Here is a 23,743-nt window from a genome sequence, read left to right as displayed (position 1 = left end):
TTCAGGCCGCAGCCGGTTGCGGCCGCGGCAGATGCACATGCCGGTACACCAGGCAGGCGGCCAGGCCGTACGCCAGCGCCATGATGGCGTAGGCCAGCGGCAGGCGCACCGCCCAACCCGGTGCCATGTGCAGGATGCTGCCGACCAGCGCCACGCCGACCAGGGCGCCGATCTGCCGGTTGGCGTTCAGGGCGGCGGCGGCGCTGTTCGCATGCTGCTTGCCGGCCACCCGCATCACGGTGGCCGTCATGGCGGGAATCGCGATGCCGATTGCCACATTCATCAGGCCGGTGCCCAGCGCCAGCAGCGCATACGGGGTGGCTGGCCGCAAACCCATCAGCACCAGCGCCATGACGCTGGCCGTCAGCAGGCCGGCCAGCATCGGTAGCCGCGTGCCATGACGGGCGGCGATCGAGCCGGCCAGGAAATTACCCACCGTATAGGCCGCCATCATCGGCAGCAAAAGCAGGCCCGAGCGCAGAGCGTCGGCGCCACCGGCCTGCTGCAAGAACAGGCTCAACAAAAACAGCTGGCCGAACACGCAGAAATTGATCAAGAACCCCACGCCATTGGCCGCGCCAAAGCTGCTGCTGTGAAACAGCGCACGCGGCAGCAGCGGATGGCTGCCCTGGCGCTCGCGGCGCAGCAGCAAGGTGCACGTACACACGGCCAGCGTACCGGCCGTCACCACCGGCGGCGACAGCCAGCCCAGCACCGGTCCTTCGATCAGCACGAAACTGAGGCCCGCCAGCGCCGCCACCCCCAGCGCATGACTGAACAGGGACAAGTCGCGCGGCTGCCGAGCCGGCGCGCGCAAGACCAGCTGCGCCAGCACGATGGCCAGCAGGCCCAGCGGCACATTGACCCAGAACACGCTGCGCCAGCCGAACTGGTGCACCAGCACGCCACCGATCAGCGGCCCCGATGCGCCGGCCACGCCCACCAATGCCGACCACACGCCCAGCATGCGCGTGCGCACCTGCTCGTCGTCAAAGCTGTGCGTCAGCAGGCTCAGGGAACTGGGCATGAACAGCGCCGCGCCCGCGCCCTGCAGCAGCCGCGCCGCCGTCAGGAAACCACCATCGGGCGCCATGCCGCACAGCACCGAACCGAGGATAAACACGCCCAGGCCGCCCTGGTACACGGCTTTCGGACCGTAACGGTCGGCCAGCGCGCCACCGGCCAGCAGCAGCGCGGCAAACGTCAGGGTATAGCCATCGACCACCCACACCAGGCCGCTCAAGGGTATCGCCAGGTCGCGCGCGATATCGGACAGCGCCACATTGACGGCGGTGACATCGATCATGGCCATCACGAAGCCGCAGGCGAGCGTGGCCAGGATCAGGAAATTGCCGGAACGGCGAGAGGAGCAAGACATGATCTTTCCTTGAAACTGTCATGAGGACGGTGATTGTAGAAGTGTTGCGTGATGCGGTAAATATGCATAAACTCGGCACTCGGATGCAAAAATGCATCAGCAATCAAAGAGGAAACCAGGTTGGATTGGGATAACGCCCGCATCTTTCTGGCCATCGGCCGTGCCGGCACCCTGCGTGGCGCGGCCGCCCTGCTGCGCATCGACCAGGCCACCTGCGGGCGGCGCCTGGCCGCGCTGGAAACGTCACTGGGTGCGCGCCTGTTCCTGCGCACGCCGTCGGGCTATGTGGCCACGCCGGCGGGCGAACTGGCGCTGGCGGCGGCCGAAGCGATGGAACGCGCGGCCGACCAGCTGCAGCGCGAGATGCAGGGCGTCGACAACCGGCTGTCGGGACTGGTGCGGGTGGCCACCACCGACAGCATGGCCAGCCATTTCGTGATGGCCGCCATGCAGCGCCTGCATGCGGCGCATCCCGACATCCGCATCGTGCTGCAGGTGGCGCCGCAGCTGGCCAGCCTGACGCGGCGCGAAGCCGACCTGGCCGTGCGCGCCGTGCGCCCGCTCGCCCCCGACCTGATCTCGCGCCATCTGGTGCGGCGCCACCTGGGCCTGTATGCCTCGCCCGCCTACCTGGCCGAGCGCGGCGAACCGGTGCGCGGCACGGCGCTGGCCGGCCACGACATCGTGATTTATCATCAGTCGATCACCGCGCGCCACGCCGACAAGATCGCCGGCGAGCCGGTGGCCAAGGCGCGCGTGGCGATGGAAGTCAATAGCGCCATGATGCTGCAGGAAGCGGCGCGCGCCGGCATCGGCATCGCCGAACTGGGGGTGCACCTGGGCGAGATCGACCCGCAGCTGGTGCGCATCTGGCCGGACCGCGCGGAACCGTATGACGTGTGGCTGGTGATGCATGAAGACCTGTCGCGCTCGGCACGCGTGCGCGCGGCGGCCGACGCCATCATCGCCAGCGTAGGGAACGCAAAGCCGGCCGCCGGCAATGATAAGATGCCACGATGACAGCTTCCACTTCCATCATCATCCGTTTGCGCCGCCTGAACCGCGTCGCCGCGGCGTGGATCATCAGCTGGTGGCGCTTGCTGCAATTTTCGACCCTGATTTTTTCGCTGGCGCTGTCGCCGTCGAGCTATAACCGGCAAAACCGGCCCATCCTCGCGCACCGCCTGGTGATCAACACGGCGCCCAACCTGGTGTGGTTCAGCGTCGCCTGCGCGCTGGTCAGCCTGGTGCTGATCCGCATCGTGGTGGTCAGCGCGCAAAGCTATGGCCTGTCGCGCTATGCGCTGGAAATGGTGGTGCGCGTGCTGGTGCTCGAACTGATCCCGCTCACCGCCGCGCTGTTCGTGGCGCTGCGCCTGACCCTGCCCGACGGCATCGCGTTTGCGCAGATGCGTTCGAACGGCCTGCTTGACAAACTGCGCCAGCAGGGCACGGACCTGCTGCGCGGCGAGTATTTTCCACGCGTGATGTCGGGCATTTTCGCCGTCTGGATGCTGGCCATCGCCAGCTGCGTCAGTTCGCTGATCCTCGCCTATCTCACCATCTACGGTTTCACGCCGTGGGCGCTGCAAGGCTACACGCGGGTGGTGGGGCAGATCTTCAATCCGGCCGTGGTGCTGATCCTGATGCTCAAGGTGGTGTTCTTCAGCTTTGCCGTGGCCCTGATTCCGTTGTCCTCGTCCTACTATCCGCCCGAGCCCCACCGCCGCCAGCGCCTGTTCGCCGCCCACGGCCTGTCCGAAATGCTGCGTTTGTTTTCCGTCATCCTGCTGGTCGAAGTGGCCTCGCTGATGGGAAATTACTACTGATGCCTGACCACCACCTTACCCCGAGCCCGACGCCATGAGCACTCCATCCAGTCCAGACCAGACCGACATCACGGCGCCCGAGGCCGCGCTGCCCGCGCCGCCACCGGTGCGCCATGCCGAACTGAAGGCGGCCATTTTGCTCGTCTCGATGTTCGTGCTGATCGTCGGCTCGGTGCTGTACCTGATGTATGCGCGCGGCGCCTTCGAGGCGACGCAGACGCTGGTGCTGGCCACCGACGATTCCGACGGCGTGGTGGTCGGCGCCGATCTCACCTTTTCAGGTTTTCCCATCGGCCGCGTGCAGCGCATCGAACTGGCGCCCGACGGCAAGGCGCGCGTGATCGTCGACGTGCCGAAAAAAGATGCGCACTGGCTGCGCACCAGCAGCATTTTCACCCTGGAACGCGGCATCGTCGGCGGCGCCAAGCTGCGCGCCTACAGCGGCATCCTGACCGATCCGCCCTTGCCCGACGAGGCCACCCGCGACCTGCTGGTGGGCGACATGGCGGCCGAAATCCCGCGCCTGCTGGCCGCCGCCAAGGATTTACTGGCCAACCTGGGCAACCTGACCGGCACCGATTCGGCGTTGGACACCACCATGCGCAATGTGCAGACGGTGACCGGCAAGCTCAGTGGTCCCGGTGGCGCCATGGGCCTGCTGACGGGCGACGACCAGCAATCAAGACTGCTGATCGAGCGCGCCAACGCCCTGTTGATCACCGCCGACCAGCTGGCGCGCCGCACCGATGGTCTGGTCAGCAATGCCGATCAGCGCGTATTCGGCGCACAGGGCGTGATGACGGACGCGCAGGCCACCATCGTGCAGTTGAACGCGCTCCTGGCCGACACCCGCAACAGCCTGAAAAAGGTCGACGCCGTGCTGGTCGAAGCGCAGGCCGTGGGCGCCAACGCGAAAGCCGCCACAGCCGACCTGGGCCCGCTGCGCGCCGACGTGGAAAGCAATCTGCGCAAGGTCGAGCAACTGGTCAATGAAATCAACCGCAAATGGCCGTTCAAGCGCAATCCGGAGATCACCCTGCCATGAGAAAGTCATTGCCTTTTGCCGCCGCCACGCTGTGCGCCTTGCTGGCGGCCTGCTCCAGCGGCCCGCCCGTGCCGGACTGGAAAATGAATGCGCAAAGCTCGATCGAGCGCTTTGAAGCGGCCTATTTGAACGGCAATGTGCTGGTCGAGCAGACGGAATTCCAGCGTGCGCGCGACCAGGTGGGCGGCACCGGCAAGCTCGACCTGATCGCCCGGGTCGAGCTGCTGCGCTGCGCCACGCGCGTGGCCAGCCTGGCGTTCGAGCCGTGCAGCGGATTCGAGGCATTGAAAGAGGACGCCGGCGCGGCCGACCGTGCCTATGCCAGCTACCTGGCCGGCACCACGCAGGCAGAGGATATCGCGCTGCTGCCCGCAAGCCAGCGCGCGGTGGCGGCGGCCGGCTCGGACACGCAGGCGGCCAGCGCCGCGGCGGCCATCCAGGAACCATTGGGCAAGCTGGTGGCGGCCGGCGTGCTGCTGCGCGCCAACCGCGCCACGCCGGAACTGCTGGAGATGGCCGTAACGACAGCATCAGACCAGGGCTGGCGCAGGCCGCTGCTGGCCTGGCTGGGCGTGCAGCGAATGCGCGCGGAACAAGCCGGAGATACACAGGAAGCGCAGCGCATCGCGCGCCGCATGGACATCGTGGAGAAAAGCGGCAAGCCGCTGAACTGAGCTATTTTTTACCGCCGCATGGGATGTCGCGGTAAAACACAAAGCCGCCGATACCGATGGTATTGGTATCGGCCTTGACGCTGTAGACCAGCGCATTCTTGTCCGCTTCCACGCGCAGCAGATTCTTGTGCAGTGACTTGTTGGCGTGCGCGCCGGCCAGATTCGGCCACGGCTGCAGGTCCAGCCGCAATTCGGCAGTGGCCGGATCGTACGACCAGCGGCCCGGATTGAAGAAGGCAAAACCGCCGTCGAAACGCAGGCGGCCGTCCTTGAACTGGGTCAGGCAGATGCCTGGGAATTCGCTGGGCGGGTTGTACCAGGTGGCGGCCACTTCGCCGCTGTCCGGCGCGGCCTTGCCCGGCATTTGCAGTCCCGCCTTGCCAGCGCCCTGCCCCATCAAGCCGGTGCAGCCGGCCAGCAAGGCCAGGGAGGAGAGCATCGCTGCCGTTGTCATCGTTTTGCCGTGCATTGCGCTGTGCATTGGTATCCCGTGGTGATATTGCTAAACAGCAATCTTAGACCGGGACAGCCGGCGACTCAAGCGGGCACCGCACATAAGGACGATTTAGTTTTCCGCCGCTTTCGCTGCCGCTTCGCGCAATTTGTCCTTCTTGCTCTTGCGCGCGCCTTTCACGCCGCCATTGACCGTGTCGGTCACGGCGCTGACCGGCGTGGGCAGCTCGGTCGGCTCGAAACCGGCCACCACTTCGCGCACGATGCGCAGGTCGTTGCGGTTTTCGATCAGGCGGAAATGCGCTTCCGTATCGGCCGTGATGAAGCTGACCGCCATGCCGCTTTCGCCGGCGCGGCCGGTGCGGCCGATGCGGTGCGTGTAGTCGACGGCCGAACGGGGCAGGTCGAAATTGACGACGGCCGGCAAGCCGGCGATATCGATGCCGCGCGCGGCCACGTCGGTCGCCACCAGCACCTGCAGGCGGCCCGCCTTGAAGTCGGCCAGCAACTGGCTGCGCGTACCCTGGCTGAATTCTCCGTGAAACGCACCCACGTGCAGGCCGGCGCGCTGCAGCTTGTCGGCCACGTGTTCGGCCGCATATTTGGTGGCGACGAACACCAGCACGCGCTCCCATTGATGTTGCAGAATCAGGTAGCGCAGCAGCTGCGTGCGGCGCGGCACGTCGACCGTCACCGCGCGCTGCACGATATCGGGCTTGTCCTGCGGCTCGGACGCGACTTCAATGCGCACCGGCTCCTTGAGCAGGCTGGCTGCCAGCGCCTGCACGCTGTCGGGGAAGGTGGCCGAGAAAAACAGGTTCTGGCGTTGCGCTGGCAGCAGCGCCAGGATGGCGTTGATCTCTTCCGTAAAACCCATGTCGAGCAGGCGGTCAGCTTCGTCCAGCACGAACAGCGACACGCCGCCCAGTTTCACGGCATTTTGCCTGACCAGATCCAGCAGGCGGCCCGGCGTGGCGACCACGATATCGGCGCCGCCGCGCAAGTCCATCATCTGCGGATTGATCGAGACGCCACCGAACAGCACGGAAATCTTCAGTTTCACCGGCAGCGGCTTGGCCAGCGCATGGACCGTCTGCCCCACCTGCGCGGCCAGTTCGCGCGTCGGCACCAGGATCAGCGCGCGCACCTGGCGCGGGCCGCTGGCGGGCGCCATCAGCGCCTGCAGCAGCGGCAGCGCATAGGCGGCCGTCTTGCCGGACCCGGTCTGCGCCGCGCCCAATACATCGCTGCCGCGCAGGATGGCGGGAATGGCTTGCGCTTGGATGGCGGTCGGCGCGGCATAGCCGGCCTTGTCGACGGCGCGTACGAGCGAGGGAATCAGACCCAGTGAGGAAAATGGCATGGCGGGCCTTCTTGTATGCTTGAAAAGGCGCCAGTATAAAGCAAGCGCCTATTGTTTCGGCATTTGCCGCACTGGCCGGCCATCGTCATCGTAACCGGGCATGCCGCGCCGGATCGCATGGGAAAAATCGGGATCGTCATTGGCGGCCCGCGCCCGCGCCGTGATATGGCCGCCGTCGCGCAACTGCTGGAAAGTCATGCCCGGCACCAGGCCGCGCACATCGAACAGATAGCGGTCCAGGTAGCCCGACGCCAGCAGCCGATAGTCCAGCGGCAGGCCCGGCACGATGCGGCGCGCCATCTCGAACACGATGGTGGTGCAGTTGGCCGTCAAGGTATTGTAGAACTGCGGCTTGCGCTTCAGGTCGTCAGCTTCGTCCAGGTAGGCCAGGAACAGCGAGCGCATGGCGGCGCGCGGCATCATCACGCGGTACAGATGAATGTCTTCGCCGCGCGCATTGGTGCGCACGCGCACGATATCGCGCTCGTCGGCGGCGATCAGGCTGGTTTCAAAATGCTTGAAGAAGCCGCCGATGGTGGAAAAGCTCTCGCCCTTCTCCTTGCGGATCTCGATCGAAAAGGTGAGAAAACGCCCGTCGGCAAAGCCGAACGACACCAGCGTATGGGCGATCAGCGGGCCGGTCCAGTACGACAGCGCCGTGTCGACCGTGCGCAGCTCGTCGAGGTTGTAGCTGCGCTGTTCCCATTTCACCGTGTAATCGTTGTCGCTGCGCCAGTCGAAATTGCGCACATTGTCGAGGGTTGCCACGCTGCCCTTGACGCTGCCTGTCACGTTGCGCGCCACATCGTCGGCCCAGCTGCGGTCCTGCATTGGTGCGATCAGACTCCACCACAGCAGCAGCAACACAAAGCCGCCCGCATACGGCAGCAAGGCGCGCGCACTGCCGCGTGCCCACCACAGCGCGATGCTGCCGATGCCGAGCGCCGCCCACAGCACGGCACCGACGGTTTGCGCCGCCACGCCGCCGGCCAGCTGGTACCACAGCGCCAGCGCGCCCCACAGGGCGGTCAACAGAACCAGCAGGGACGCGGTCAGTTTGCAGATGGTGGCCAGCACGGAGCGGGCGCGAGGTGATAGGAATGTCATGCCTGGATTATAGGGGCAAGCAAGTTTTCAGGACCTTTCAACTGTCGCGCGATCCATTGTCTTATAGGTCGGCGCAGCAACAAGCACTAGAATAAGCGATCTGCTCCTGTCCAGAAAGACTGATCATGCACCCAGCCATCCCCATCCTGCGCAGCTTCTCGGAAACCAAGGCGCGCGAATTCTATGTCGACTTTCTCGGTTTCAAGGTGGACTGGGAGCACCGCTTCGACGCCACCGCCCCGCTGTACCTGCAGCTGCGGCGCGCGGAACTGGTCCTGCACCTGTCCGAACATCATGGCGACGCCACGCCAGGCGCGGCGCTACTGATCCCGGTCGACGATATCGCCGCCCTGCAGGCCGAATTGCTGGCCAAGGACTATCCCCATGCGCGCCCCGGCGTGCGCGACGAGGACTGGGGCCGCATCATGGAAGTGGCTGACCCGTTCGGCAACAAACTGCGTTTCTGGCAGAAGTCGACACATGAATAGGCAATACCGTCGTGTTTTGCTGGTTGGTTTCATGCTCATCATCGCGGCCGGTACGCTATGGCTGGCGCGGCCGACAGACAGCAAGGCCGACGCTGCGCGTTTTCAACGGGAAGCGCCGACCTATCGCTCCGCGGCGCGAGATCTGGCCGCCAACCGGCAGCCGGCATGCCTTGCATCGCACGCTTGCCTGCCTGACGGGCAACGCCTGATTTTTCCGTGGGACGGCATGTTGGCGGGCTGGAGCGGCGTCGTTTTCGACCCATACGACAATATGCAAGAGTTCATGAACCGCCAGCCAGGCTTTACCGCACAGGTCGTGGGTTGCAAAAGGCTGGAGCCTTTCTTTTATCTGTGTGGTTTCGGATAAACGCTCGACCTGCACCGCCGTCCAAGCCGGCAAACTGCGCAGTTTGATCAATTTTCTGATTCCGCGCATGCGCCAGACAGCCGCAATGCCAGCGAATCAGGTTAAACTACAATATTGCGTTATAGCAATTTATAGGGGAGTACCTGGTGCTGGTCATACTCGGATTTATCGTCGTGCTGTTTTCCGTCTTTGGAGGCTTTGCCCTGCAGGGCGGGCATCTGGCGGCGCTGTTCCAGCCGCTGGAACTGCTGATGATCGGCGGCGCGGCGCTGGGGACTTTTTTTGTCGGCAATGACGCCAAGGCGATCCGCGCCACGTTTGCCGCCCTGCCCACCCTGTTTCATACCGCGCAATACACCAAGTCGCGCTATCTGGAACTGATGGGCCTGATGTACGACATACTGAGCAAGGTCCGCAAGGAAGGCCTGATGTCGATCGAGGACGATGTCGACGATCCCTACCGCAGCCCGGTGTTCACCAAATACCCCTACACCCTCGGCGACGAGCATTTGCTGGAATTTATTACCGACTATCTGCGTCTGATGGTATCGGGCAATATGGATGCCTACCAGATCGAGAATCTGATGGACAACGAGATGGAAACCCATCACGAAGACGCGGAAATGCCGATCCAGACCATCTCGCAGCTGGCCGACGCCATGCCCGCCTTCGGCATCGTGGCCGCCGTGATGGGCGTGGTGCACACCATGGCGTCGGTGGGCCTGCCGCCGGCCGAGCTGGGCGTGCTGATCGCGCAGGCGCTGGTGGGCACCTTTATCGGCATCTTGCTGGCGTACGGCTTTATCGCGCCGCTGGCCAGCTTGCTGCGCCGCAAGCACCATGAAACCGCCAAGATGTACCAGTGCGTGAAAGTGACCTTGCTGGCCAGCCTGAACGGCTACGCGCCGGCCCTGGCCGTCGAATTCGGTCGCAAGGTGATCTCGGCCACCGAGCGCCCGTCCTTCAGCGAACTGGAAAGCCACGTGCGCCAGGTGAAAACCCGCAACTGATTTACCGGGGTCACTGCTCCGGACAGCTGACCTCGCGCTCGTTATACAGGCTCATCGGCACGCGCTGTCCGTCGACTTCCAGCTCCTGCACTTTCGGCGGCACCAGCACAAACTGGCCCGCCTGCAGTTTTTCACGCAGCGGCCGGCAGCGCAGGATCTCGGTCGGGATCTGGCCGCGCGCATACCAGCCGCCCTCTTCCTTTTCCGCCAGCAAAACCGAGGAGGCGCGCGGATCATTGCTGATCAGCAGCACTTCCTGGCGGCCATCGCCATCGAAATCCATGGCATACGCATCGCACTGCTGCCCTGCCCGCTTCAAACAGGCCGGCAGGCGCCAGCTTGGTCCCGCCTGGCTCCAGTCCTGCTGCAGGAAACTCTGCGGCAATGTCACGCCGGCCGGGCGTACGGTCAGGTTGATGGCGACGTCGCTGAGCGCGCCCGTTTCGTCGAAACGGTTTTCACGCATGAGCATGGCCGTGGCGCGTGCGCGGATCACCGCCGCGTCCGGCCCTGCGGTACGTACCTTGAGCTCCTGCAAGGCCGCCTGGCCATAGCGCGCGCCCTGGAAACGCAGGTACTCGAAATCGAACTTGTCGGCGCTGACCTTGCCGCTGTTCAACCGCGCCATCTGGCTGGCCACCGACAGCCGGGCCGGGTCCATCAGCGGCGTGAACAGCGCCAGCAGCACCAGCAGGGTGACAAAGGCCGTGCCCACGTTGACATTGGCGATCCAGTTCAGCCAGTCGCCATACTTGCTGGCGGCCCAGGCATAGCCCACCGCATAACAGCTGGCGACCAGCAGGCAGGCGCCGGCAATAATGCGCTCGGCCGTCCAGCCATGCGCCATCACGCGCAAGGTCAATGCATAGATGGCGATGCCGACCAGCCATGGCAACAGCAGGCACGACAGGCGCGTGCCGAAGCGGATGCCGCGCGCCACGCCCAGGCCGGCCTGGCCGTTCTGGAAGGCGGCATTGATCAGCACCACCAGCAGGCCCGCCATGCCCAGCAGCACGGAAGCCGCATGGCGCGTGGCCCACAGGCGTTCGAAGCCGATAAACGGCAAGGTGAGCAGGAAGCCGGCCACCAGCACGGCGGCGATCGGCATCAGCCACGACAGCAGCACCAGCAGCAAGGTGCGGATGCCGCGCACGATGGACGGGCGCACATCGGTGATATGGATGGCAAACGAGAACGCAAAGCACAGCACGGGGATCACGAACCAGGCCTGGGCCAGCAGCTTCCTTAAAAAATCGAGCTTGATCAGCAAAAACAATTGCCCACCCAGCCACAGCACCAGCACCAGCACCGCCACGAACAGCAGGGAAAACAGCAGCTGGATGCCAAGCTTCCAGGCAATTTCAAAATACGTCGGGTAACTGGCCAGGCGGCGCTGGTCTTGCCCGCTGGCCAGCACCAGCGCGTGGGCAATATAGAAGCCGACCACGCAAAAGCCGAACAGCTGGATCGAGAGCACGCGCAGCGGTGCGCCGGGCTTGTAGTTGCCCCAAATAAAATGCTCGGCGCCGCGCGACACGTCGTGCAATGCCAGCACGCTCAACACCACCGCCGCGCCAGCCATCCACAGTCCGATGCGTCGCAGCGACAGATGGCCCAGGCTGGAGACCAGCAGCACCGGCATCAGCAGGCCGATGAGCATCAGCGGCGCCAGCAGAGAGGGTTCGGTGGCGGGCCAGGCCTTGTCCTGGGCCGAGCTGTACAGCCAGTACAGCAGCAGGCCTTGCAGCAAGCCCGTCAGCAAGCGCGTGACGGCAATCTGCGGCGCGACCACCGGATCGAGTAAAACAGTAGTGTTGCCGGCGGCTTGCTGCATGGGAATTCCTTGGTGGTTGATACTGAAACGCTCCCGCATTATTGCATTTCGTTATCCTTGCCTCAAGCCGGACGCACGCAATGGCAGGCTTTGCGCCACGCCCCAGGCCAGTTCCGGCACGATGAACAGCCACAGCAGCGGCTCGCCCGTGACCAGCAGCGCCCAACCCATCCACAGCGAAAACAGATAGCGGGCGGCCGCATCGTAGCGGCCGAAGCGCGGTTGCGGGTCAACGATGCGCAGCACCGACCAGACCAGCACCACGCTGCCGAGCAGGCAGCCGATCAGCAGGTGGAACTGCGCGAACTCCGGCAGCGGCGCGCCACCCAGTTTTACATTGATATCGCTCAATTGCTCGCGCAACAGCAGCAAGGTCCACGGCGTGGCGAACGCCCCCGTCATCAACACATCATAGATGGCGCTGGCGCGCACCAGGCGGCGAAAAGCGGTCAGGGAAAACATGGGCAAGCTCCTGTGAAATAAAGATGCCCATGCTAAAGCGTGGAGTACACTCCAGAGTCAAGCAATAGTTAATGAAAACCAAGGGAAAACCATGCGGATAGGCGACATGGCGCAGGCCACGGGATTGAGCCGTGACACCCTGCGCTTCTATGAAAAACGCGGCTTGCTGCATGCGCGGCGCGGCGCCAACGGCTACCGCGACTACCCGCTTGAAGCGGTCGACTGGCTGCGCTACCTGCGCACGGCCCAGCAACTGGGTTTTACCCTGGCGGAAATCGAGGCCGACATGCCGCTGCTGGCCGCCGCCGATGCGCCGGAAACGGCAGCGCTGCTGCGCACGGCGCTGACCAATAAGCTGGCGGATATCGATGCGCGCATCGCCGGCCTGTCGCAGCTGCGCGCGGAACTGGCACGGCGGCTGGGGACACCGATGCGTGACTGTCCGCTGCAGGGAGTCGATCATGCGGCGGGCTAAGAGCCTATCCCAGCAGATGAATACGCCCCCTGCTGGCGCCCCTCAAAAGCGGGGACTGCGTTGATCGTCGTTGCATGGCTCGCCATGCGGCCTCCTCACGCCTTGTCCGCGCTCCTGATGAGCTGCAAGCAGAAGACGCTCACTACTGGGATAGGCTCCAAGCTCTTGCCATGGCTGTTGCTGCTGGCGGCGGGCACGGCCAACGCGGAACCGGCATGCGGCGACCTGCTGGCCAGGCTCGGGCAAAAACCTGATTACCTGGTATATCAAGGCTGCAAACAGGAGGTCGGACTGCAGGACCAGCCCCATGTCGCGCGCTACAAGGTAAGCGGCAGGAATGCACAAAAAGCGGAGCGCTATCTGCACCGCAACTATGGCTTGCCTGAACTGAAACGCTATTGCTGCGCCTGGGACAGCACGCTGCATTCCTGGCGCGACCGCCGCACAGGCTACGCTTACATGCTGGTCATGGCATCCGGAGAAACGCTGGTGCGCACGCGCGCCGACTGGGGGCAGATCGACTTCTTCGAAGTCAGCCTCAAGGAATACGTGCACGATCCATAAACGTTCAGTCCAGTTCGTGACTGGCCACCAGCACGCCATCGGCGTCGGCATAGATCCAGTCGCCCGGCGACACGGCCACGCCGCTGACATGCACGCGCACGTCGCGCTGGCCGGCGCCCGTCTTGCCGCTTTTGCGCGGATGCGTGGCCAGCGCCCGCACGCCGATCTGGCAGACATTGATTTCATCGCAGTCGCGGATGCAGCCATCGACCACGATGCCGGCCCAGCCATTGTGTTCGGCCAGCGCGCCCAACTGGCCGCCCACCAGCGCGCAGCGCAGGCTGCCGCCGCCATCGATCACCAGCACCTGGCCCTGCCCCGGCATTTCCAGGGTGCTGCGCACCAGGGCATTGTCTTCATGCACTTTCAAGGTGGTGGCGGGGCCGCAGAAACGCGCTTTCTGGCCGAACGCGCGGTACACGGGCGGCAGGACCGCCAGGGTGCCGTCGTCCAGCATGGAGGCATAATCGTCGCACAGGTCGGTCGTGGCAAAAGTCATGGCGGCTCCAAAGTCAATGCGGATAGTCATGATTTTATGCCTTTTGCAGCGCCACGGCGCGCGTTTTCCCGCCGACCCCGACCGCCGTGGCGATCGCCAGGGCCTGGAACACGCCGATGAACACGAATACCAGCGCCGGCTGGTCGCCATCCATCAGTGCGCCGAACAGCAAGGGGCCCACGGCCAGACCGCTGTCCAGGCCCGAATACACCACGCCATACACGCGGCCGGTGGCGTTCGGCGGCGCCGCCGCGCGTATCATCAGGTCGCGCGACGGCCCGGCCACGCCGGACGTCAGGCCGATGGCGCCCATCAGCACCACCGCGCCCCATGCCGGCACCAGATTCATGCCCAGCAATACCGCCAGCAAGGCCGCCGCCGAAAAAGCGATCGCCACATTGCGGTCCGGGTGGCTGCTGCGCGCACCGACCACGCCGCCGGCCGCCATGCCGACCGCCGAGGCCAGCATATAGGCCGTGTAGGCGCTGGTGGCCAGCGCCAGGCTCATGCCATACAGTTTCACCAGCGCCACGCTGGCAAAACTCTGGATACCGCCCAGGGCGATGGCGGTAATGAAGAAAAACGCGAAGCACATCCAGACGGCCGGCAGGCGCAGGAACGACAGCGTGCCTTCGGCAGGCGCGGCGCCTTTGACCGCAGCCACCGGCTTGAGCGGTTCGGGGCGAATCGCGTGACGGTTCAGGAACAGCACCAGCAGCACGCCGAACGGCAATACCGAGGCGCTCATCAAGGCCACCCGCCAGTCATAGTGGGTGGCCACATACGTCATGAACACGGGTGCCAGCGCCCAGCCGATATTGCCGCTGATGCCGTGCATGGAAAAACCGTAGGCCACGCGCGCCGGCGAGACGCGCTGGTTCAGGATGGTGTAGTCGGCCGGGTGGAACACGCTGTTGCCGGTGCCGGCCAGCATGGCGCCCAGCATCAGCGCCGTATAGCTGTGCGCCTGGGCCAGCGCCAGGGCCGACACGCCCAGCAGAAACACGCCCGTGAACAGCACGGCGCGCGCGCCGAAGCGGTCGACCACGAAGCCGGCCAGCGCCTGGCCCACGCCCGAGATAATGAAAAACACCGTCATCAGCAGGCCCAGTTCGGCATAGCTGAGGTTGAAGGCGGGTTTCAGCCAGACGAACAATGCCGCCAGGATCAAATGGTAAAAGTGCGAGACGCCGTGGGCCAGGCCCACCAGGCCGATCACGCGCGCGTCGCTGCGCAAGGTGCTTGTTGTTGTCATGTCATCCCCTGATTTATACTTGTCAGCTTGCAGTGTATGCAATTTACTATCGCCTGTTTTCCGATAGAATGACATTCTTTATCGACTTCCTGCCAAGCTGATGGCCGTACCCATTTTTCGCCATACCCGCATGTGTCCGCCGCGCGAAGCGCCCAGCGCCGCCATCCCCGTGACCATGATCGCGCGCGACCTGCAGCCCGACGAATTCCTGCTGCCGCACAGCCACCCGTGGGGCCAGGTGACACTGGCGCTGGAAGGCGTGCTGCGCATTACCGCGCTGGGCAGCAGCTGGATCCTGCCGCCGATGCGCGCCATCTGGATCGCGCCCAACGTGGAACATGAGGTGACGATGCTCGAGAAAACCAGGCTGCGCCCGCTGTGCGTGCTGGCCGAGCGCGCGCCGTTTGCAGGCCGCGACTGCAAAGTACTGGAAGTGTCCGGCCTGCTGCGCCAGCTGATCATGGCGCTGGAACAACTCGATCCGGGCCAGGAACCGGCGCGCGAAGCGCTGTTGGCCGAGCTGATCCTGGATGAATTGCGACGCTCGAGCACGCGCCCTATCCGCGTGCCCTTGCCGACCGACAAGCGTTTGAAGACCCTGTGCGCCAGCCTGATCGACCAGCCAGGATCGAACCAGACCTTGGAACACTGGGCGCACGTGGTGGGCGCCTCGGAGCGGACCCTGGCGCGGCTGTTCGAACGGGAATTGGGGCTGAGTTTTGGCCAGTGGCGCCAGCAGGTGCGCCTGGCCCACGCGGCGCCGCTGATCGCGCGCGGCGTGCCGCTGTCGCAGGTGGCAGAAGAACTGGGCTATGCCAGCCAGTCGGCCTTTTCGGCGATGTTCAAGAAAACCTTCGGCAGTTCGCCGTCGGCGTTTTTTGCGGACCGGGGTCGGACCCGCCGGAGCTAGGCGGCCCCGCCCGACCCCAGCCCTCCGTTGAGTTCCCTACCTTACGCAAGAAAATCGAACAGCGAACTTTTACCGGTATAACCGGGCAGCACGGAACCGATGCCCATCTGCTCCTGCGCCGAATACAGTTTCACCAGCGCTTCGGCCTGCGCCGTCAAGGCCTTGGCCAGCTCGGCCTTCTTGGTGTTCAAGGTGGTGATTTCCTTGCCGACGGTTTGCACTTCCTTGGTGATCAGGCTGCTGGTACCCGTCAGTTCGCCGATCTTGCTGCCAAACTGGTCGGCCACGCCCTTGCCGTTATTGGTAAACAGCTTGCTGACGGCGTCGGGGTCGGCGTCGATGGCGGACTTGAGTTTCTTTTCGTCCAGCACCAGTTCGCCGCTCTTGCCCAAGGTCACGCCGGCGCTGGCCAACACCGATACCGGCACGCCGTTGCTGGCCGTGCGCAGCACCTGCGACATTTGCGTGCTGACCTGTTTCAGCGCCGTATCGTATTTCAGGTCGCCTTCTTGCAGGCTTTGCATCTTGGTATTGAGTTCGTTATAGGCTTTCACGAAGCTGGCAACATTGCTGGCGATCTGGCTGCTGTCCTTGGCCACCACCAGATTGGTCTCGCCCTTGGCTTTCAGCTCGACCGTCACGCCGTCGATGGCCGTGGCCAGGGTATTGCTGGCGCTTTTGACTTCCTTGCCGGCCACGGTGGCCAGCGCGTCCTGCGCGGCCGTGGTTTGCTGCATGCCCTTGCTGGCGCTGGGCGAGTAGGTGAGCAAGTTGCTGATGGCCGCGTCGCCCGTCACGCTGATGCGCATGCTGTTGTCGGCACCGCTCTTGCCGTTCATGGTCAGGGTATAACCGTCTTCGCCCTTGATCACGCTGGCGTCGACGCCGGCTTTTTTCAGCGCGGCGGCGATGCCTTCCAGGGTATTGTTGCTGCTGTCGATGGTCAAGGTGATGGCCTTGCCGTCACCGGCGGAAAACTGCTTGCCGTCAACACTGCCCAGTTCGATCTTGATCTGCGCCGTGGCGCCCGTGCCGATGGCCGTGTTCGACGCCTTTTGCGCGGCAGTGGCCAGGGTCTGGCCCTGCGCCAGTTGCTTCACATCGATGGCATAAGTACCGTTGACCGCCTTGTCATTGGTGGTGGCGCCGACCACGCCCGCCGTGCTCGACGTGGCCGAGGTCGCCAGGCCGCTGCCGGCCATGTTCTGCGCCACGCCCTGGAACTTGGCCAGCGCCGATTGCAGCTGGCCCAGCGCCGACAACTTGGTCTGGTCGCGCGTCAGGTTGTTATTGAGTTTGGTGACGCCCGTGTTTTGCGACAGCATCTGCTTCTCGACCTTGGCATACACTTCGGCCGAGGGTGCCGTCTGGGTGGCCGTATTGGTATAGGCCTTGCTGGTAATGGTCGAATTAAACATGGTGGTCGTCCCGTCTGATGTGATGCACAACACACGGTACTGACCGCGCGCCAGGCCAGAGACCAGGCACGGCGCGCAAGGTGCGGCGGCATCCCGTCTTCTGATTGCTCATTATGCAGCATTAACGGAATATCAAAACAGCGAACAGAGCCGTTTTTGCCGCACTGCACGTATTTTAACGCATGAACTTGGAGATGGCGCTGGTCACGGCCATGTCGAGCCGCATGAAACTCAGGCCCACCTTGAAGCCGGCGCTGCTGAAGATGCAGTGCGAGACGGCAACCTGCGCTTCGATGATGTTGGCCTTGCCATCAAAAAACAGCTCGAACAGCACCTTGCCCTGCTTGCCGGCCTGCACCGGCTCGGCCACCACGACCGACATGCCGCCCGGCCCAACATCAATGGTGCGCGCCGCCACCGGGCCGGCGCCATCCATGATTAACATTGCCTTGGCGCGCAAGATCTTGCGCGCGCTTTGCCTTTGTTCTACTGACACTGTATACGCTCTTCAAGAAGTTCATTCAACGGGCCATGATGGCGCGTCTCGATAGGGCGAATATTATAGTTCCAAATAGAAATTTCGTTTAGCCCAGCATAAAATTATCAGTTTGGCCACGCCACGCTTTATTCGTGATCGCGCAGCTTGTTGAACGCCTCGTCGATGCGCTCGACGGCAATCACCTTGATACCCTCGATCGCCTGCTTGGGCAAATTCGATTTTGGGATCATGGCCAGGGTAAAGCCCAGCTTGGCAGCTTCGCGCAAGCGTTCCTGGCCACGTGGCGCCGGGCGGATTTCACCGGCCAGCCCCACTTCGCCAAACACCACCAGGCCGCGCGGCAAGGGTTTGTTGCGCATCGATGAATTGATCGCCAGCAAGACCGCCAGGTCGGCCGCCGGTTCCGTGATCTTCACGCCACCGACCGCATTGATGAAGACGTCCTGGTCAAACGCGGCGATGCCCGCATGGCGGTGCGCCACGGCCAGCAACATGGCCAGGCGGTTTTGTTCCAGCCCGACCGACAGGCGGCGCGCGTTCGGCAGATGGCTGGTATCGACCAGCGCCTGGATTTCCACCAGCAAGGGGCGCGTGCCCTCCTGCGTCACCATCACGCACGAGCCCGGCACCTGGTTGTCGTGCTGCGACAGGAACAGGGCTGAGGGATTCGACACGCCCTTCAAGCCTTTCTCCGTCATGGCAAACACCCCCAGCTCATTGACGGCGCCGAAACGGTTCTTGATGGCCCGCACCAGGCGGAAGCTGGAATGGGCATCACCTTCGAAATACAGCACGGTGTCGACGATATGCTCCAGCACGCGGGGGCCGGCCAGTGCGCCTTCTTTGGTCACGTGGCCGACCAGGATGATGGTCACGCCGGTCTGCTTGGCCGCGCGCGTCAGTTGGGCCGCGCATTCGCGCACCTGCGCCACCGAACCGGGCGCCGAGCTGAGCGCATCGGAGTACACGGTCTGGATCGAATCAATCACCACCACTTCGGGTTTCAGGTCGTTCAGGGTGGACAGGATTTTTTCCAGCTGGATCTCGGCCTGCAATTTGAGTTCCTTGGCGTCGATCACCAGGCGCTTGGCGCGCAAGGCGATCTGCGCGCCCGATTCCTCGCCGCTGACATACAGCACGCGCTTGTGGTGCGACATATTGGCCAGCGCCTGCAGCAGCAGGGTCGACTTGCCGATGCCGGGGTCGCCGCCGATCAGCACCACGCCACCAGCCACCATGCCGCCACCGAGCACGCGGTCGAATTCCTCGATGCCGGTGCCGAAACGGGGCACGTCGATGGCGTCGATATCGTCGAGCGACAGCACCGGCGCCGTTTGCGCCAGCGACATGTGCTGCGGATTCGAATAGCGGTTATTGCCGGGCGCCGCATCGGCCACCGTTTCCACCATGGTGTTCCATTGATTGCAGGAGGTGCACTGCCCCATCCATTTATTGCTGATGGCGCCGCAATCGCTGCAGGTGTAATTGGTCTTGGCTTTGGCCATGGGAGAGTCCGCTTTAAAATAACTGGTTATATATACAGTATATACAATCGTGGCGATGGCGTCACCTGATGCTCGGCGCCACGCGCGCGGCCGGATGACTTCTTGCAGCCAGCCACCATTTATAAAATGTTCATGAATATAAACATTTTTGCCATGGCAAAGGATTTAATTGAGACTTAAGCAATTCCGGTAAAACGGACCCGTCCAAACTTGGGGGTTGCCGTTTTTTCGTGGTATAAAGCAAGCCAGATATGATTTCAGGCAATCCAGAATGAATCGTGGTTTTTATACCATCATGGCGGCGCAGTTCTTTTCCTCGCTGGCAGATAACGCCCTCTTTTTTGTCGCCGTCGATTTATTGGTGTCCATGAAATCCCCGGCGTGGATCACGCCGCTGCTCAAACTGTCGTTCGTGCTGTTCTATGTATTGCTGGCCGCGTTTGTCGGCGCCTTCGCCGATTCCCTGCCCAAAGGCAAGGTCATGTTCATCGCCAACATGGTCAAGATCTTTGGCTGCGCCCTCGTTTTCTTCCATGTGCACCCGCTGCTGGCCTACGCCGTGGTCGGTTTTGGCGCGGCAGTATATTCGCCGGCCAAGTACGGCATCCTGACCGAATTATTGCCACCGGAAAAGCTGGTGGCCGCCAATGGCTGGATCGAAGGATTGACGGTCAGCTCCATCATCCTCGGCACCGTGATGGGCGGCGCCCTCGTCAGCGGCCATGTATCGGACATGCTGCTGTCGTTCGACTTCCCGCTGATCGACACGGGCATTTCCAACAAGACCGAAGCGGCGCTGTGCGTGGTGGTCGGCATCTATATCCTGGCGACCCTGGCCAACCTGAAAATCCCGGACACCGGCTGCAAGTATGCGCACCAGGAACGCAATCCTATCAAACTGATCAGCGATTTTGCCAATTGCTATTCCATCCTGTGGAAAGACAAGCTGGGCCAGATCACCCTCGCTGTGACCACCCTGTTCTGGGGCGCCGGTGCCACCTTGCAGCTGATCGTGCTCGAGTGGGCCAAGCAGTCGCTGAACATGCCGTTCGACAAGGCCACCAGCCTGGTGGGCGTGGTGGCCATCGGCGTGGCCGCCGGCGCCATCCTGTCGGCGCGCTTTATTCCATTACGCAAGTCACTGACCGTGATACCGCTGGGCATCGCCATGGGCGTGATCGTGATGATGATGACGCAAGTGCATTCCGTCTGGATCGCCTACCCGCTGCTGGTGCTGATCGGTGCGCTGTCGGGCTTTTTCGTGGTGCCGATGAATGCGCTGCTGCAACACCGCGGCCACGTGCTGATGAGTGCGGGTCACTCGATCGCGGTGCAGAACTTCAATGAAAACCTGTCGATTCTCACCATGCTGGCCGTGTATTCCGTCATGATCCGTTTGCACCTGCCGTTGAACATCATCATCACCGTGTTCGGCCTGTTTGTGGCCGGCACCATGTACATGATCATGCGCAAGCACAAGCTGAACCAGGCCGAGCATGACAATCTGTCGCTGATTGGCGAACAGAAACACTGACCCAACGGCAAAGGCCGGGGTCAGACGGGGACGCCGAGCCTCTCAGGGTCTGACCCCGGATATTGATTTGGGGTTCAGGTCAAGCCGGCAAAACACCTTCGATGCGCCGCGCGGCCGCCTGCTGCGTCCAGTCATCGGGCACGACAAAACCACGCGTCGTTTCCACTTCCCAGCCGTCAATATGATCGACGGCAGCAACCAGCACCGGCTGCAAGGCATCGGCCAGCTTGGCCTGCAGGCCGGCCGCATCCATCACGTCCGCTGCTGTCCCTTTATACGGTGCCAGCCATTGCAGCTTTGGCAGGATCACGTAACGCTGCGCTGAAACTTCTCCTGCCGTACACCAGAAACCACGGTTGTGATCCGGGGAAATGCCGTCCATCTGCCGCACTTCGCCATGCGGGTAAAACAGCCAGCCCTTGACCAGCGCCTGCGCCGCCTGCACCGGCTGCGCCAGCAAACTTGCGGCGGCGGGATGGCGTGACAAGGCCAGTTGCTTGTCGAGAATCTTGCGCATTTTCAGGCCCAGCGTATCGGCCAGGTTGGGGCCGATCAGGTGGTGGAACACGCCGGCGTCCGGCGCACCCTCCAGCAAATAAAACTTGGTGGCAAATTCCCAATGCACCAGCTTGTCATCGCGCTTGAGCAGGAAATCGAACTCGCCCACCGTCTCGTTGCGGTTGACCTGCACCTGCAAGCCGTGGGTGTGCAGCAGGCCATGTTGCTCAAAATAAAAGGCCAGCAGCTTTTCGGCGTACAGGCCCAGGCGGGAATAGAATTTCGTGCCCAGCGCGGCATCGAGCGGCGCCGGGTCGATTTGCAGCGCGTCCAGCCAGGCGGCGACATCGCTGGTGACCGGGTCCAGGCTGGCGATCTGCCCGTGCCAGTGAGAACTGCCAGCATCGAGCAGGTCGGGTGCTTCCAGCAGCCAGGCCAGCGCGCGCACATGCGGCAGGGTCAGGTGGCCCCAGCGGCGCTCGAAGCGCTGCTGGTAACTGTCAGCCGCGTGCGGCATGCGTGCCGGTGGCCAGGCACAGGTCGGCCCAGGCGCGCGCCTTGGCCTTGCCGGTCTCGTCCTGCAGCAGCAGGTCGGGATGGAAGGTGGCCACCACGGCGGCGTTGCCCAGCTGGCGCACCTTGCCGCGCACCGGTTTTTCGCCGGCGATGATGCCGGCGGCGGCCATCTGTCCCAACGTGACGATGGTGCGCGGCTGCAGCAGCGCCAGCTCGCGCTCGAAATACGGCCGGCAGGCGGCAGACTCGGCGTCGGTCGGCATGCGCTCCTGGCCGCTGTCGTCGAGCGGACGGCATTTCAGCAGATGCGTGATATACACATTGTTGTTGGCATCGAGCGTCATGGCTTTCAGCATATTGTCGAGCAATAGTCCCTGCTCGCCGCCCAGCGCGCGCCCTTCGCGCTCTTCGCCGCGCGACGGGCTGCTGGCGACCATCAGCCACTCGGCCTGCCGGTCACCGCGTCCCATCACCACGCCCTTGCGCGTCTTGCACAAGTCGCAGCGCGCACATTTGGCCACGGCGGCACTCAGGCCATCCCAGTCCATGGCGGCAATCTCGGCATCGGTGACCTGTCTGGCGGGCGGCGGCGCCGGCGCATCGTCGAACCAGGCGGTGGAGCTATCTTCGGCCACGGCAACAGGTGCTGGCGCGACGACAGGCGCGGGCGCGGGTTCGGCGACCACCACTGGCGGCGCCATCGCGGCCACCGGCTCGGGTTCGGGTTCCGGCTCTGCAACCGCCACCGGGGCTTCCATCACTATTTCTTCGGCCACGGCCGGCGCCGCTTCCTGGCGCAAGCGCCACAGCGGGCCGACGCCCATTTCATCGAGAAATACGGCGCTGCGGTTCATAAGGTATGGCGCATGACGATGGCGTCCTCACGTTGTCCATTGCTGGCCGGATAATATCCCTTGCGCCGGCCGATCTGTTCAAAACCATAGCGCTGGTAAATATCGAGCGCGCGCGTGTTCGATGGGCGCACTTCCAGCAGCATCGAAGCCATGCCGTGCTGGCGCGCGCAGTGGCACGCCTGGTCCAGCAGGAAGCGGCCCAGTCCCTGGCCCTGGATGGCGCCGTCGACGGCCACGTTCAGCAGATGCGCTTCGTCGACCACCAGCATCAGCAGGAAATAACCGAGCAAGACGCCGTCAGGGTCGCGCAGCACCCAGGCCGGGTAATCGCTGTCGAGCGAATCGACGAAATTTCCATGCGTCCAGGGGTGCGGGTAGACGCGCTGCTCCAGCGCCGCCACTTCAGGCAGGTCGCTTGCCAGCATCGGCCGGTAATCGAGGCGCAACAGATCGCGCTGGCCGCCCTGCATCATGGCGCCGCCTCCGCGGCCGCTTTCTCTTGTTGCATCACCAGCCGCTCGGCGCTGGTATAGGCGATCTTGTTGCGCAGATACAGCGGCTGCGCCTCGGCGGCGGTCACAACCTTGCCAGCGGCAAAAGCGATGCGCGCCAGTTGGGCGATTTGCACCGCGTGCGGCATGATGGCGGCATCGGCGCCCAAGGCGCAAGGCAAGGCGGCCAGCGCCTCGGCATAAGCGCCAAAGCCATTGCCGCAAGCCTTCACATCGCCTTGCGGCGCCACGCCGGCTGGCGCGCTCAAGACTGGCGGCACCACCGTGTTCACGCCATCGGACAGGTCATATTGCGCCCAATACACCTCGCCCATGCGGGCGTCGAGCACGGTCAATACTTGCTGCGCGCCATGCGCTTGCTGGCAGGCCAGCGCCATCGCATCGAGGGTAACGACGGGCACCACCGGCAAGCTGGCGCCGAAAGCGAGGCCCTGGGCAATGCCGCACGCCGTGCGCACGCCCGTAAACGAGCCGGGACCGGAACCGTAGGCGATGGCGTCGCACTCGGCCAGGGTCACGCCGGCTTCGGCCAGCAATTCCTGCACCATCGGCAAGATCGATAGGGAATGGGTACGCACGCCCGACGACGAGCGGGACAGGATGACATCGCCGCGCAGCAAGGCGCACGATGCGAGTTCGGAAGAAGTTTCAAGGGCAAGTATGGTAGACATGGCGCGTATTTTACCCTGCCACG

At 63.7% G+C, this 23,743-nt stretch carries 26 protein-coding genes; 11 read left to right on the top strand and 15 right to left on the bottom strand.

Annotation, left to right across the window (positions count from 1 at the left end; genetic code table 11):
* Position 1: 1 nt before the first annotated feature.
* Positions 2-1,378, bottom strand: coding sequence for an MFS transporter (locus tag Q8L25_RS14655; RefSeq protein ID WP_308925514.1), 1,377 nt, complete (start codon positions 1,376-1,378; stop codon positions 2-4).
* A 120-nt stretch (positions 1,379-1,498) separates the two neighbouring features.
* On the opposite strand from Q8L25_RS14655, the gene Q8L25_RS14650 reads away from it, so the two are divergent.
* From Q8L25_RS14650 to Q8L25_RS14635, 4 genes are read left to right on the top strand one after another with little or no spacing between them, the layout of a single operon-like run.
* A complete protein-coding gene (locus tag Q8L25_RS14650) occupies positions 1,499-2,398 on the top strand; it encodes a LysR family transcriptional regulator (RefSeq protein WP_308925513.1) in 900 nt (299 codons plus the stop codon).
* Positions 2,395-3,207, top strand: coding sequence for an ABC transporter permease (locus Q8L25_RS14645; protein ID WP_308925512.1), 813 nt, complete (start codon positions 2,395-2,397; stop codon positions 3,205-3,207). The genes Q8L25_RS14650 and Q8L25_RS14645 overlap by 4 nt, the downstream gene beginning before the upstream one ends.
* 34 nt (positions 3,208-3,241) lie before the next feature.
* Positions 3,242-4,252 carry an MlaD family protein gene (locus Q8L25_RS14640; protein ID WP_308925511.1) on the top strand — a complete coding sequence of 337 codons (1,011 nt, stop codon included), beginning with the start codon at positions 3,242-3,244 and terminating at the stop codon, positions 4,250-4,252.
* Entirely contained in the window at positions 4,249-4,926 is a 678-nt protein-coding gene (locus tag Q8L25_RS14635; protein WP_308925510.1) for a hypothetical protein, read from the top strand. The genes Q8L25_RS14640 and Q8L25_RS14635 overlap by 4 nt, the downstream gene beginning before the upstream one ends.
* A gap of 1 nt (position 4,927) precedes the next feature.
* Here Q8L25_RS14635 and Q8L25_RS14630 read toward each other — a convergent pair whose 3' ends face one another.
* From Q8L25_RS14630 to Q8L25_RS14620, 3 genes are all read right to left on the bottom strand, one after another.
* A complete protein-coding gene (locus Q8L25_RS14630; protein ID WP_308925509.1) occupies positions 4,928-5,380 on the bottom strand; it encodes a hypothetical protein in 453 nt (150 codons plus the stop codon).
* A 111-nt stretch (positions 5,381-5,491) separates the two neighbouring features.
* On the bottom strand, positions 5,492-6,742 hold the full coding sequence (locus Q8L25_RS14625) for a DEAD/DEAH box helicase (protein WP_308925508.1): 1,251 nt from the start codon (positions 6,740-6,742) through the stop codon (positions 5,492-5,494).
* Positions 6,743-6,790: 48 nt separating this feature from the next.
* Positions 6,791-7,849 (bottom strand): DUF4105 domain-containing protein, encoded by a 1,059-nt coding sequence (locus tag Q8L25_RS14620; protein ID WP_308925507.1) that lies wholly within the window; start codon positions 7,847-7,849, stop codon positions 6,791-6,793.
* Positions 7,850-7,974: 125 nt separating this feature from the next.
* Here Q8L25_RS14620 and Q8L25_RS14615 point away from each other — a divergent pair, with 125 nt between their 5' ends.
* The 3 genes from Q8L25_RS14615 to motA all read left to right on the top strand — a co-directional run bounded on the left by Q8L25_RS14615 (position 7,975) and on the right by motA (position 9,714).
* Positions 7,975-8,337 (top strand): glyoxalase superfamily protein, encoded by a 363-nt coding sequence (locus Q8L25_RS14615; protein WP_308925506.1) that lies wholly within the window; start codon positions 7,975-7,977, stop codon positions 8,335-8,337.
* A complete protein-coding gene (locus Q8L25_RS14610; protein ID WP_308925505.1) occupies positions 8,330-8,704 on the top strand; it encodes a hypothetical protein in 375 nt (124 codons plus the stop codon). The genes Q8L25_RS14615 and Q8L25_RS14610 overlap by 8 nt, the downstream gene beginning before the upstream one ends.
* Before the next feature lie 146 nt (positions 8,705-8,850).
* Positions 8,851-9,714, top strand: coding sequence for a flagellar motor stator protein MotA (motA, locus tag Q8L25_RS14605; protein ID WP_308925504.1), 864 nt, complete (start codon positions 8,851-8,853; stop codon positions 9,712-9,714).
* Between the two features lie 10 nt (positions 9,715-9,724).
* Here motA and Q8L25_RS14600 read toward each other — a convergent pair whose 3' ends face one another.
* Both Q8L25_RS14600 and Q8L25_RS14595 read right to left on the bottom strand, forming a co-directional pair.
* Positions 9,725-11,548 (bottom strand): DUF4153 domain-containing protein, encoded by a 1,824-nt coding sequence (locus tag Q8L25_RS14600; protein WP_308925503.1) that lies wholly within the window; start codon positions 11,546-11,548, stop codon positions 9,725-9,727.
* A gap of 51 nt (positions 11,549-11,599) precedes the next feature.
* Complete coding sequence (locus Q8L25_RS14595; RefSeq protein WP_308925502.1) at positions 11,600-12,010, bottom strand: hypothetical protein; 411 nt, start codon at positions 12,008-12,010, stop codon at positions 11,600-11,602.
* A 91-nt stretch (positions 12,011-12,101) separates the two neighbouring features.
* Between Q8L25_RS14595 and Q8L25_RS14590 the strand changes: the two genes are divergently transcribed.
* Complete coding sequence (locus Q8L25_RS14590; RefSeq protein ID WP_308925501.1) at positions 12,102-12,485, top strand: MerR family transcriptional regulator; 384 nt, start codon at positions 12,102-12,104, stop codon at positions 12,483-12,485.
* A 60-nt stretch (positions 12,486-12,545) separates the two neighbouring features.
* The gene (locus tag Q8L25_RS14585) at positions 12,546-13,049 is read left to right on the top strand and encodes a DUF4952 domain-containing protein (RefSeq protein WP_308925500.1); all 504 of its coding nucleotides are present in this window, start codon (positions 12,546-12,548) and stop codon (positions 13,047-13,049) included.
* Positions 13,050-13,053: 4 nt separating this feature from the next.
* Here Q8L25_RS14585 and rraA read toward each other — a convergent pair whose 3' ends face one another.
* Together rraA and Q8L25_RS14575 are read right to left on the bottom strand one after the other, a co-directional pair.
* A complete protein-coding gene (gene rraA / locus Q8L25_RS14580; RefSeq protein WP_308925499.1) occupies positions 13,054-13,548 on the bottom strand; it encodes a ribonuclease E activity regulator RraA in 495 nt (164 codons plus the stop codon).
* Between the two features lie 34 nt (positions 13,549-13,582).
* Positions 13,583-14,803 carry an MFS transporter gene (locus tag Q8L25_RS14575; RefSeq protein WP_308925498.1) on the bottom strand — a complete coding sequence of 407 codons (1,221 nt, stop codon included), beginning with the start codon at positions 14,801-14,803 and terminating at the stop codon, positions 13,583-13,585.
* Between the two features lie 100 nt (positions 14,804-14,903).
* On the opposite strand from Q8L25_RS14575, the gene Q8L25_RS14570 reads away from it, so the two are divergent.
* Entirely contained in the window at positions 14,904-15,713 is an 810-nt protein-coding gene (locus Q8L25_RS14570) for a helix-turn-helix transcriptional regulator (RefSeq protein WP_308925497.1), read from the top strand.
* Between the two features lie 41 nt (positions 15,714-15,754).
* Here the strand turns inward: Q8L25_RS14570 and fliD are convergent, their stop codons facing one another.
* From fliD to radA, 3 genes are all read right to left on the bottom strand, one after another.
* Complete coding sequence (gene fliD / locus Q8L25_RS14565; protein WP_308925496.1) at positions 15,755-17,131, bottom strand: flagellar filament capping protein FliD; 1,377 nt, start codon at positions 17,129-17,131, stop codon at positions 15,755-15,757.
* Between the two features lie 175 nt (positions 17,132-17,306).
* Positions 17,307-17,567, bottom strand: coding sequence for a PilZ domain-containing protein (locus Q8L25_RS14560; RefSeq protein WP_374694274.1), 261 nt, complete (start codon positions 17,565-17,567; stop codon positions 17,307-17,309).
* 188 nt (positions 17,568-17,755) lie between these two features.
* Positions 17,756-19,135, bottom strand: coding sequence for a DNA repair protein RadA (gene radA / locus Q8L25_RS14555; protein ID WP_308925494.1), 1,380 nt, complete (start codon positions 19,133-19,135; stop codon positions 17,756-17,758).
* Positions 19,136-19,406: 271 nt separating this feature from the next.
* On the opposite strand from radA, the gene lplT reads away from it, so the two are divergent.
* Positions 19,407-20,669 carry a lysophospholipid transporter LplT gene (lplT, locus tag Q8L25_RS14550; RefSeq protein WP_308925493.1) on the top strand — a complete coding sequence of 421 codons (1,263 nt, stop codon included), beginning with the start codon at positions 19,407-19,409 and terminating at the stop codon, positions 20,667-20,669.
* 79 nt (positions 20,670-20,748) lie between these two features.
* Here lplT and Q8L25_RS14545 read toward each other — a convergent pair whose 3' ends face one another.
* From Q8L25_RS14545 to tsaB, 4 genes are read right to left on the bottom strand one after another with little or no spacing between them, the layout of a single operon-like run.
* The gene (locus tag Q8L25_RS14545; RefSeq protein WP_308925492.1) at positions 20,749-21,684 is read right to left on the bottom strand and encodes a DUF1853 family protein; all 936 of its coding nucleotides are present in this window, start codon (positions 21,682-21,684) and stop codon (positions 20,749-20,751) included.
* Positions 21,668-22,537: a uracil-DNA glycosylase gene (locus Q8L25_RS14540; RefSeq protein ID WP_308925491.1), complete on the bottom strand. Its 870-nt coding sequence runs from the start codon at positions 22,535-22,537 to the stop codon at positions 21,668-21,670. The genes Q8L25_RS14545 and Q8L25_RS14540 overlap by 17 nt, the downstream gene beginning before the upstream one ends.
* On the bottom strand, positions 22,534-23,007 hold the full coding sequence (rimI, locus tag Q8L25_RS14535; RefSeq protein ID WP_374694307.1) for a ribosomal protein S18-alanine N-acetyltransferase: 474 nt from the start codon (positions 23,005-23,007) through the stop codon (positions 22,534-22,536). The genes Q8L25_RS14540 and rimI overlap by 4 nt, the downstream gene beginning before the upstream one ends.
* Positions 23,007-23,720 carry a tRNA (adenosine(37)-N6)-threonylcarbamoyltransferase complex dimerization subunit type 1 TsaB gene (tsaB, locus tag Q8L25_RS14530; protein ID WP_308925489.1) on the bottom strand — a complete coding sequence of 238 codons (714 nt, stop codon included), beginning with the start codon at positions 23,718-23,720 and terminating at the stop codon, positions 23,007-23,009. Before tsaB ends, rimI begins: the two co-directional genes overlap by 1 nt.
* Positions 23,721-23,743 lie beyond the last annotated feature (23 nt).

It is taken from the genome of Janthinobacterium sp. J1-1 (assembly GCF_030944405.1).
Taxonomy (GTDB): domain Bacteria; phylum Pseudomonadota; class Gammaproteobacteria; order Burkholderiales; family Burkholderiaceae_D; genus Janthinobacterium.
The sequence above is the reverse complement of the archived record's forward strand: the minus strand, read 5'-3'. Positions and strand labels throughout refer to the sequence as shown.

What these genes read in the sequence shown, in the direction of transcription:
- Q8L25_RS14655 (WP_308925514.1), bottom strand. Translation starts at nt 1,378, where the DNA reads ATGTCTTGCTCCTCTCGCCGTTCCGGCAATTTCCTGATCCTGGCCACG.
- Q8L25_RS14645 (WP_308925512.1), top strand. Translation starts at nt 2,395, where the DNA reads ATGACAGCTTCCACTTCCATCATCATCCGTTTGCGCCGCCTGAACCGC.
- Q8L25_RS14640 (WP_308925511.1), top strand. Translation starts at nt 3,242, where the DNA reads ATGAGCACTCCATCCAGTCCAGACCAGACCGACATCACGGCGCCCGAG.
- Q8L25_RS14635 (WP_308925510.1), top strand. Translation starts at nt 4,249, where the DNA reads ATGAGAAAGTCATTGCCTTTTGCCGCCGCCACGCTGTGCGCCTTGCTG.
- Q8L25_RS14630 (WP_308925509.1), bottom strand. Translation starts at nt 5,380, where the DNA reads ATGACAACGGCAGCGATGCTCTCCTCCCTGGCCTTGCTGGCCGGCTGC.
- Q8L25_RS14625 (WP_308925508.1), bottom strand. Translation starts at nt 6,742, where the DNA reads ATGCCATTTTCCTCACTGGGTCTGATTCCCTCGCTCGTACGCGCCGTC.
- Q8L25_RS14620 (WP_308925507.1), bottom strand. Translation starts at nt 7,849, where the DNA reads ATGACATTCCTATCACCTCGCGCCCGCTCCGTGCTGGCCACCATCTGC.
- Q8L25_RS14615 (WP_308925506.1), top strand. Translation starts at nt 7,975, where the DNA reads ATGCACCCAGCCATCCCCATCCTGCGCAGCTTCTCGGAAACCAAGGCG.
- Q8L25_RS14610 (WP_308925505.1), top strand. Translation starts at nt 8,330, where the DNA reads ATGAATAGGCAATACCGTCGTGTTTTGCTGGTTGGTTTCATGCTCATC.
- Q8L25_RS14600 (WP_308925503.1), bottom strand. Translation starts at nt 11,548, where the DNA reads ATGCAGCAAGCCGCCGGCAACACTACTGTTTTACTCGATCCGGTGGTC.
- Q8L25_RS14595 (WP_308925502.1), bottom strand. Translation starts at nt 12,010, where the DNA reads ATGTTTTCCCTGACCGCTTTTCGCCGCCTGGTGCGCGCCAGCGCCATC.
- Q8L25_RS14590 (WP_308925501.1), top strand. Translation starts at nt 12,102, where the DNA reads ATGCGGATAGGCGACATGGCGCAGGCCACGGGATTGAGCCGTGACACC.
- rraA (WP_308925499.1), bottom strand. Translation starts at nt 13,548, where the DNA reads ATGACTTTTGCCACGACCGACCTGTGCGACGATTATGCCTCCATGCTG.
- Q8L25_RS14575 (WP_308925498.1), bottom strand. Translation starts at nt 14,803, where the DNA reads ATGACAACAACAAGCACCTTGCGCAGCGACGCGCGCGTGATCGGCCTG.
- Q8L25_RS14570 (WP_308925497.1), top strand. Translation starts at nt 14,904, where the DNA reads ATGGCCGTACCCATTTTTCGCCATACCCGCATGTGTCCGCCGCGCGAA.
- fliD (WP_308925496.1), bottom strand. Translation starts at nt 17,131, where the DNA reads ATGTTTAATTCGACCATTACCAGCAAGGCCTATACCAATACGGCCACC.
- Q8L25_RS14560 (WP_374694274.1), bottom strand. Translation starts at nt 17,567, where the DNA reads ATGGATGGCGCCGGCCCGGTGGCGGCGCGCACCATTGATGTTGGGCCG.
- radA (WP_308925494.1), bottom strand. Translation starts at nt 19,135, where the DNA reads ATGGCCAAAGCCAAGACCAATTACACCTGCAGCGATTGCGGCGCCATC.
- lplT (WP_308925493.1), top strand. Translation starts at nt 19,407, where the DNA reads ATGAATCGTGGTTTTTATACCATCATGGCGGCGCAGTTCTTTTCCTCG.
- Q8L25_RS14545 (WP_308925492.1), bottom strand. Translation starts at nt 21,684, where the DNA reads ATGCCGCACGCGGCTGACAGTTACCAGCAGCGCTTCGAGCGCCGCTGG.
- Q8L25_RS14540 (WP_308925491.1), bottom strand. Translation starts at nt 22,537, where the DNA reads ATGAACCGCAGCGCCGTATTTCTCGATGAAATGGGCGTCGGCCCGCTG.
- rimI (WP_374694307.1), bottom strand. Translation starts at nt 23,007, where the DNA reads ATGCAGGGCGGCCAGCGCGATCTGTTGCGCCTCGATTACCGGCCGATG.
- tsaB (WP_308925489.1), bottom strand. Translation starts at nt 23,720, where the DNA reads ATGTCTACCATACTTGCCCTTGAAACTTCTTCCGAACTCGCATCGTGC.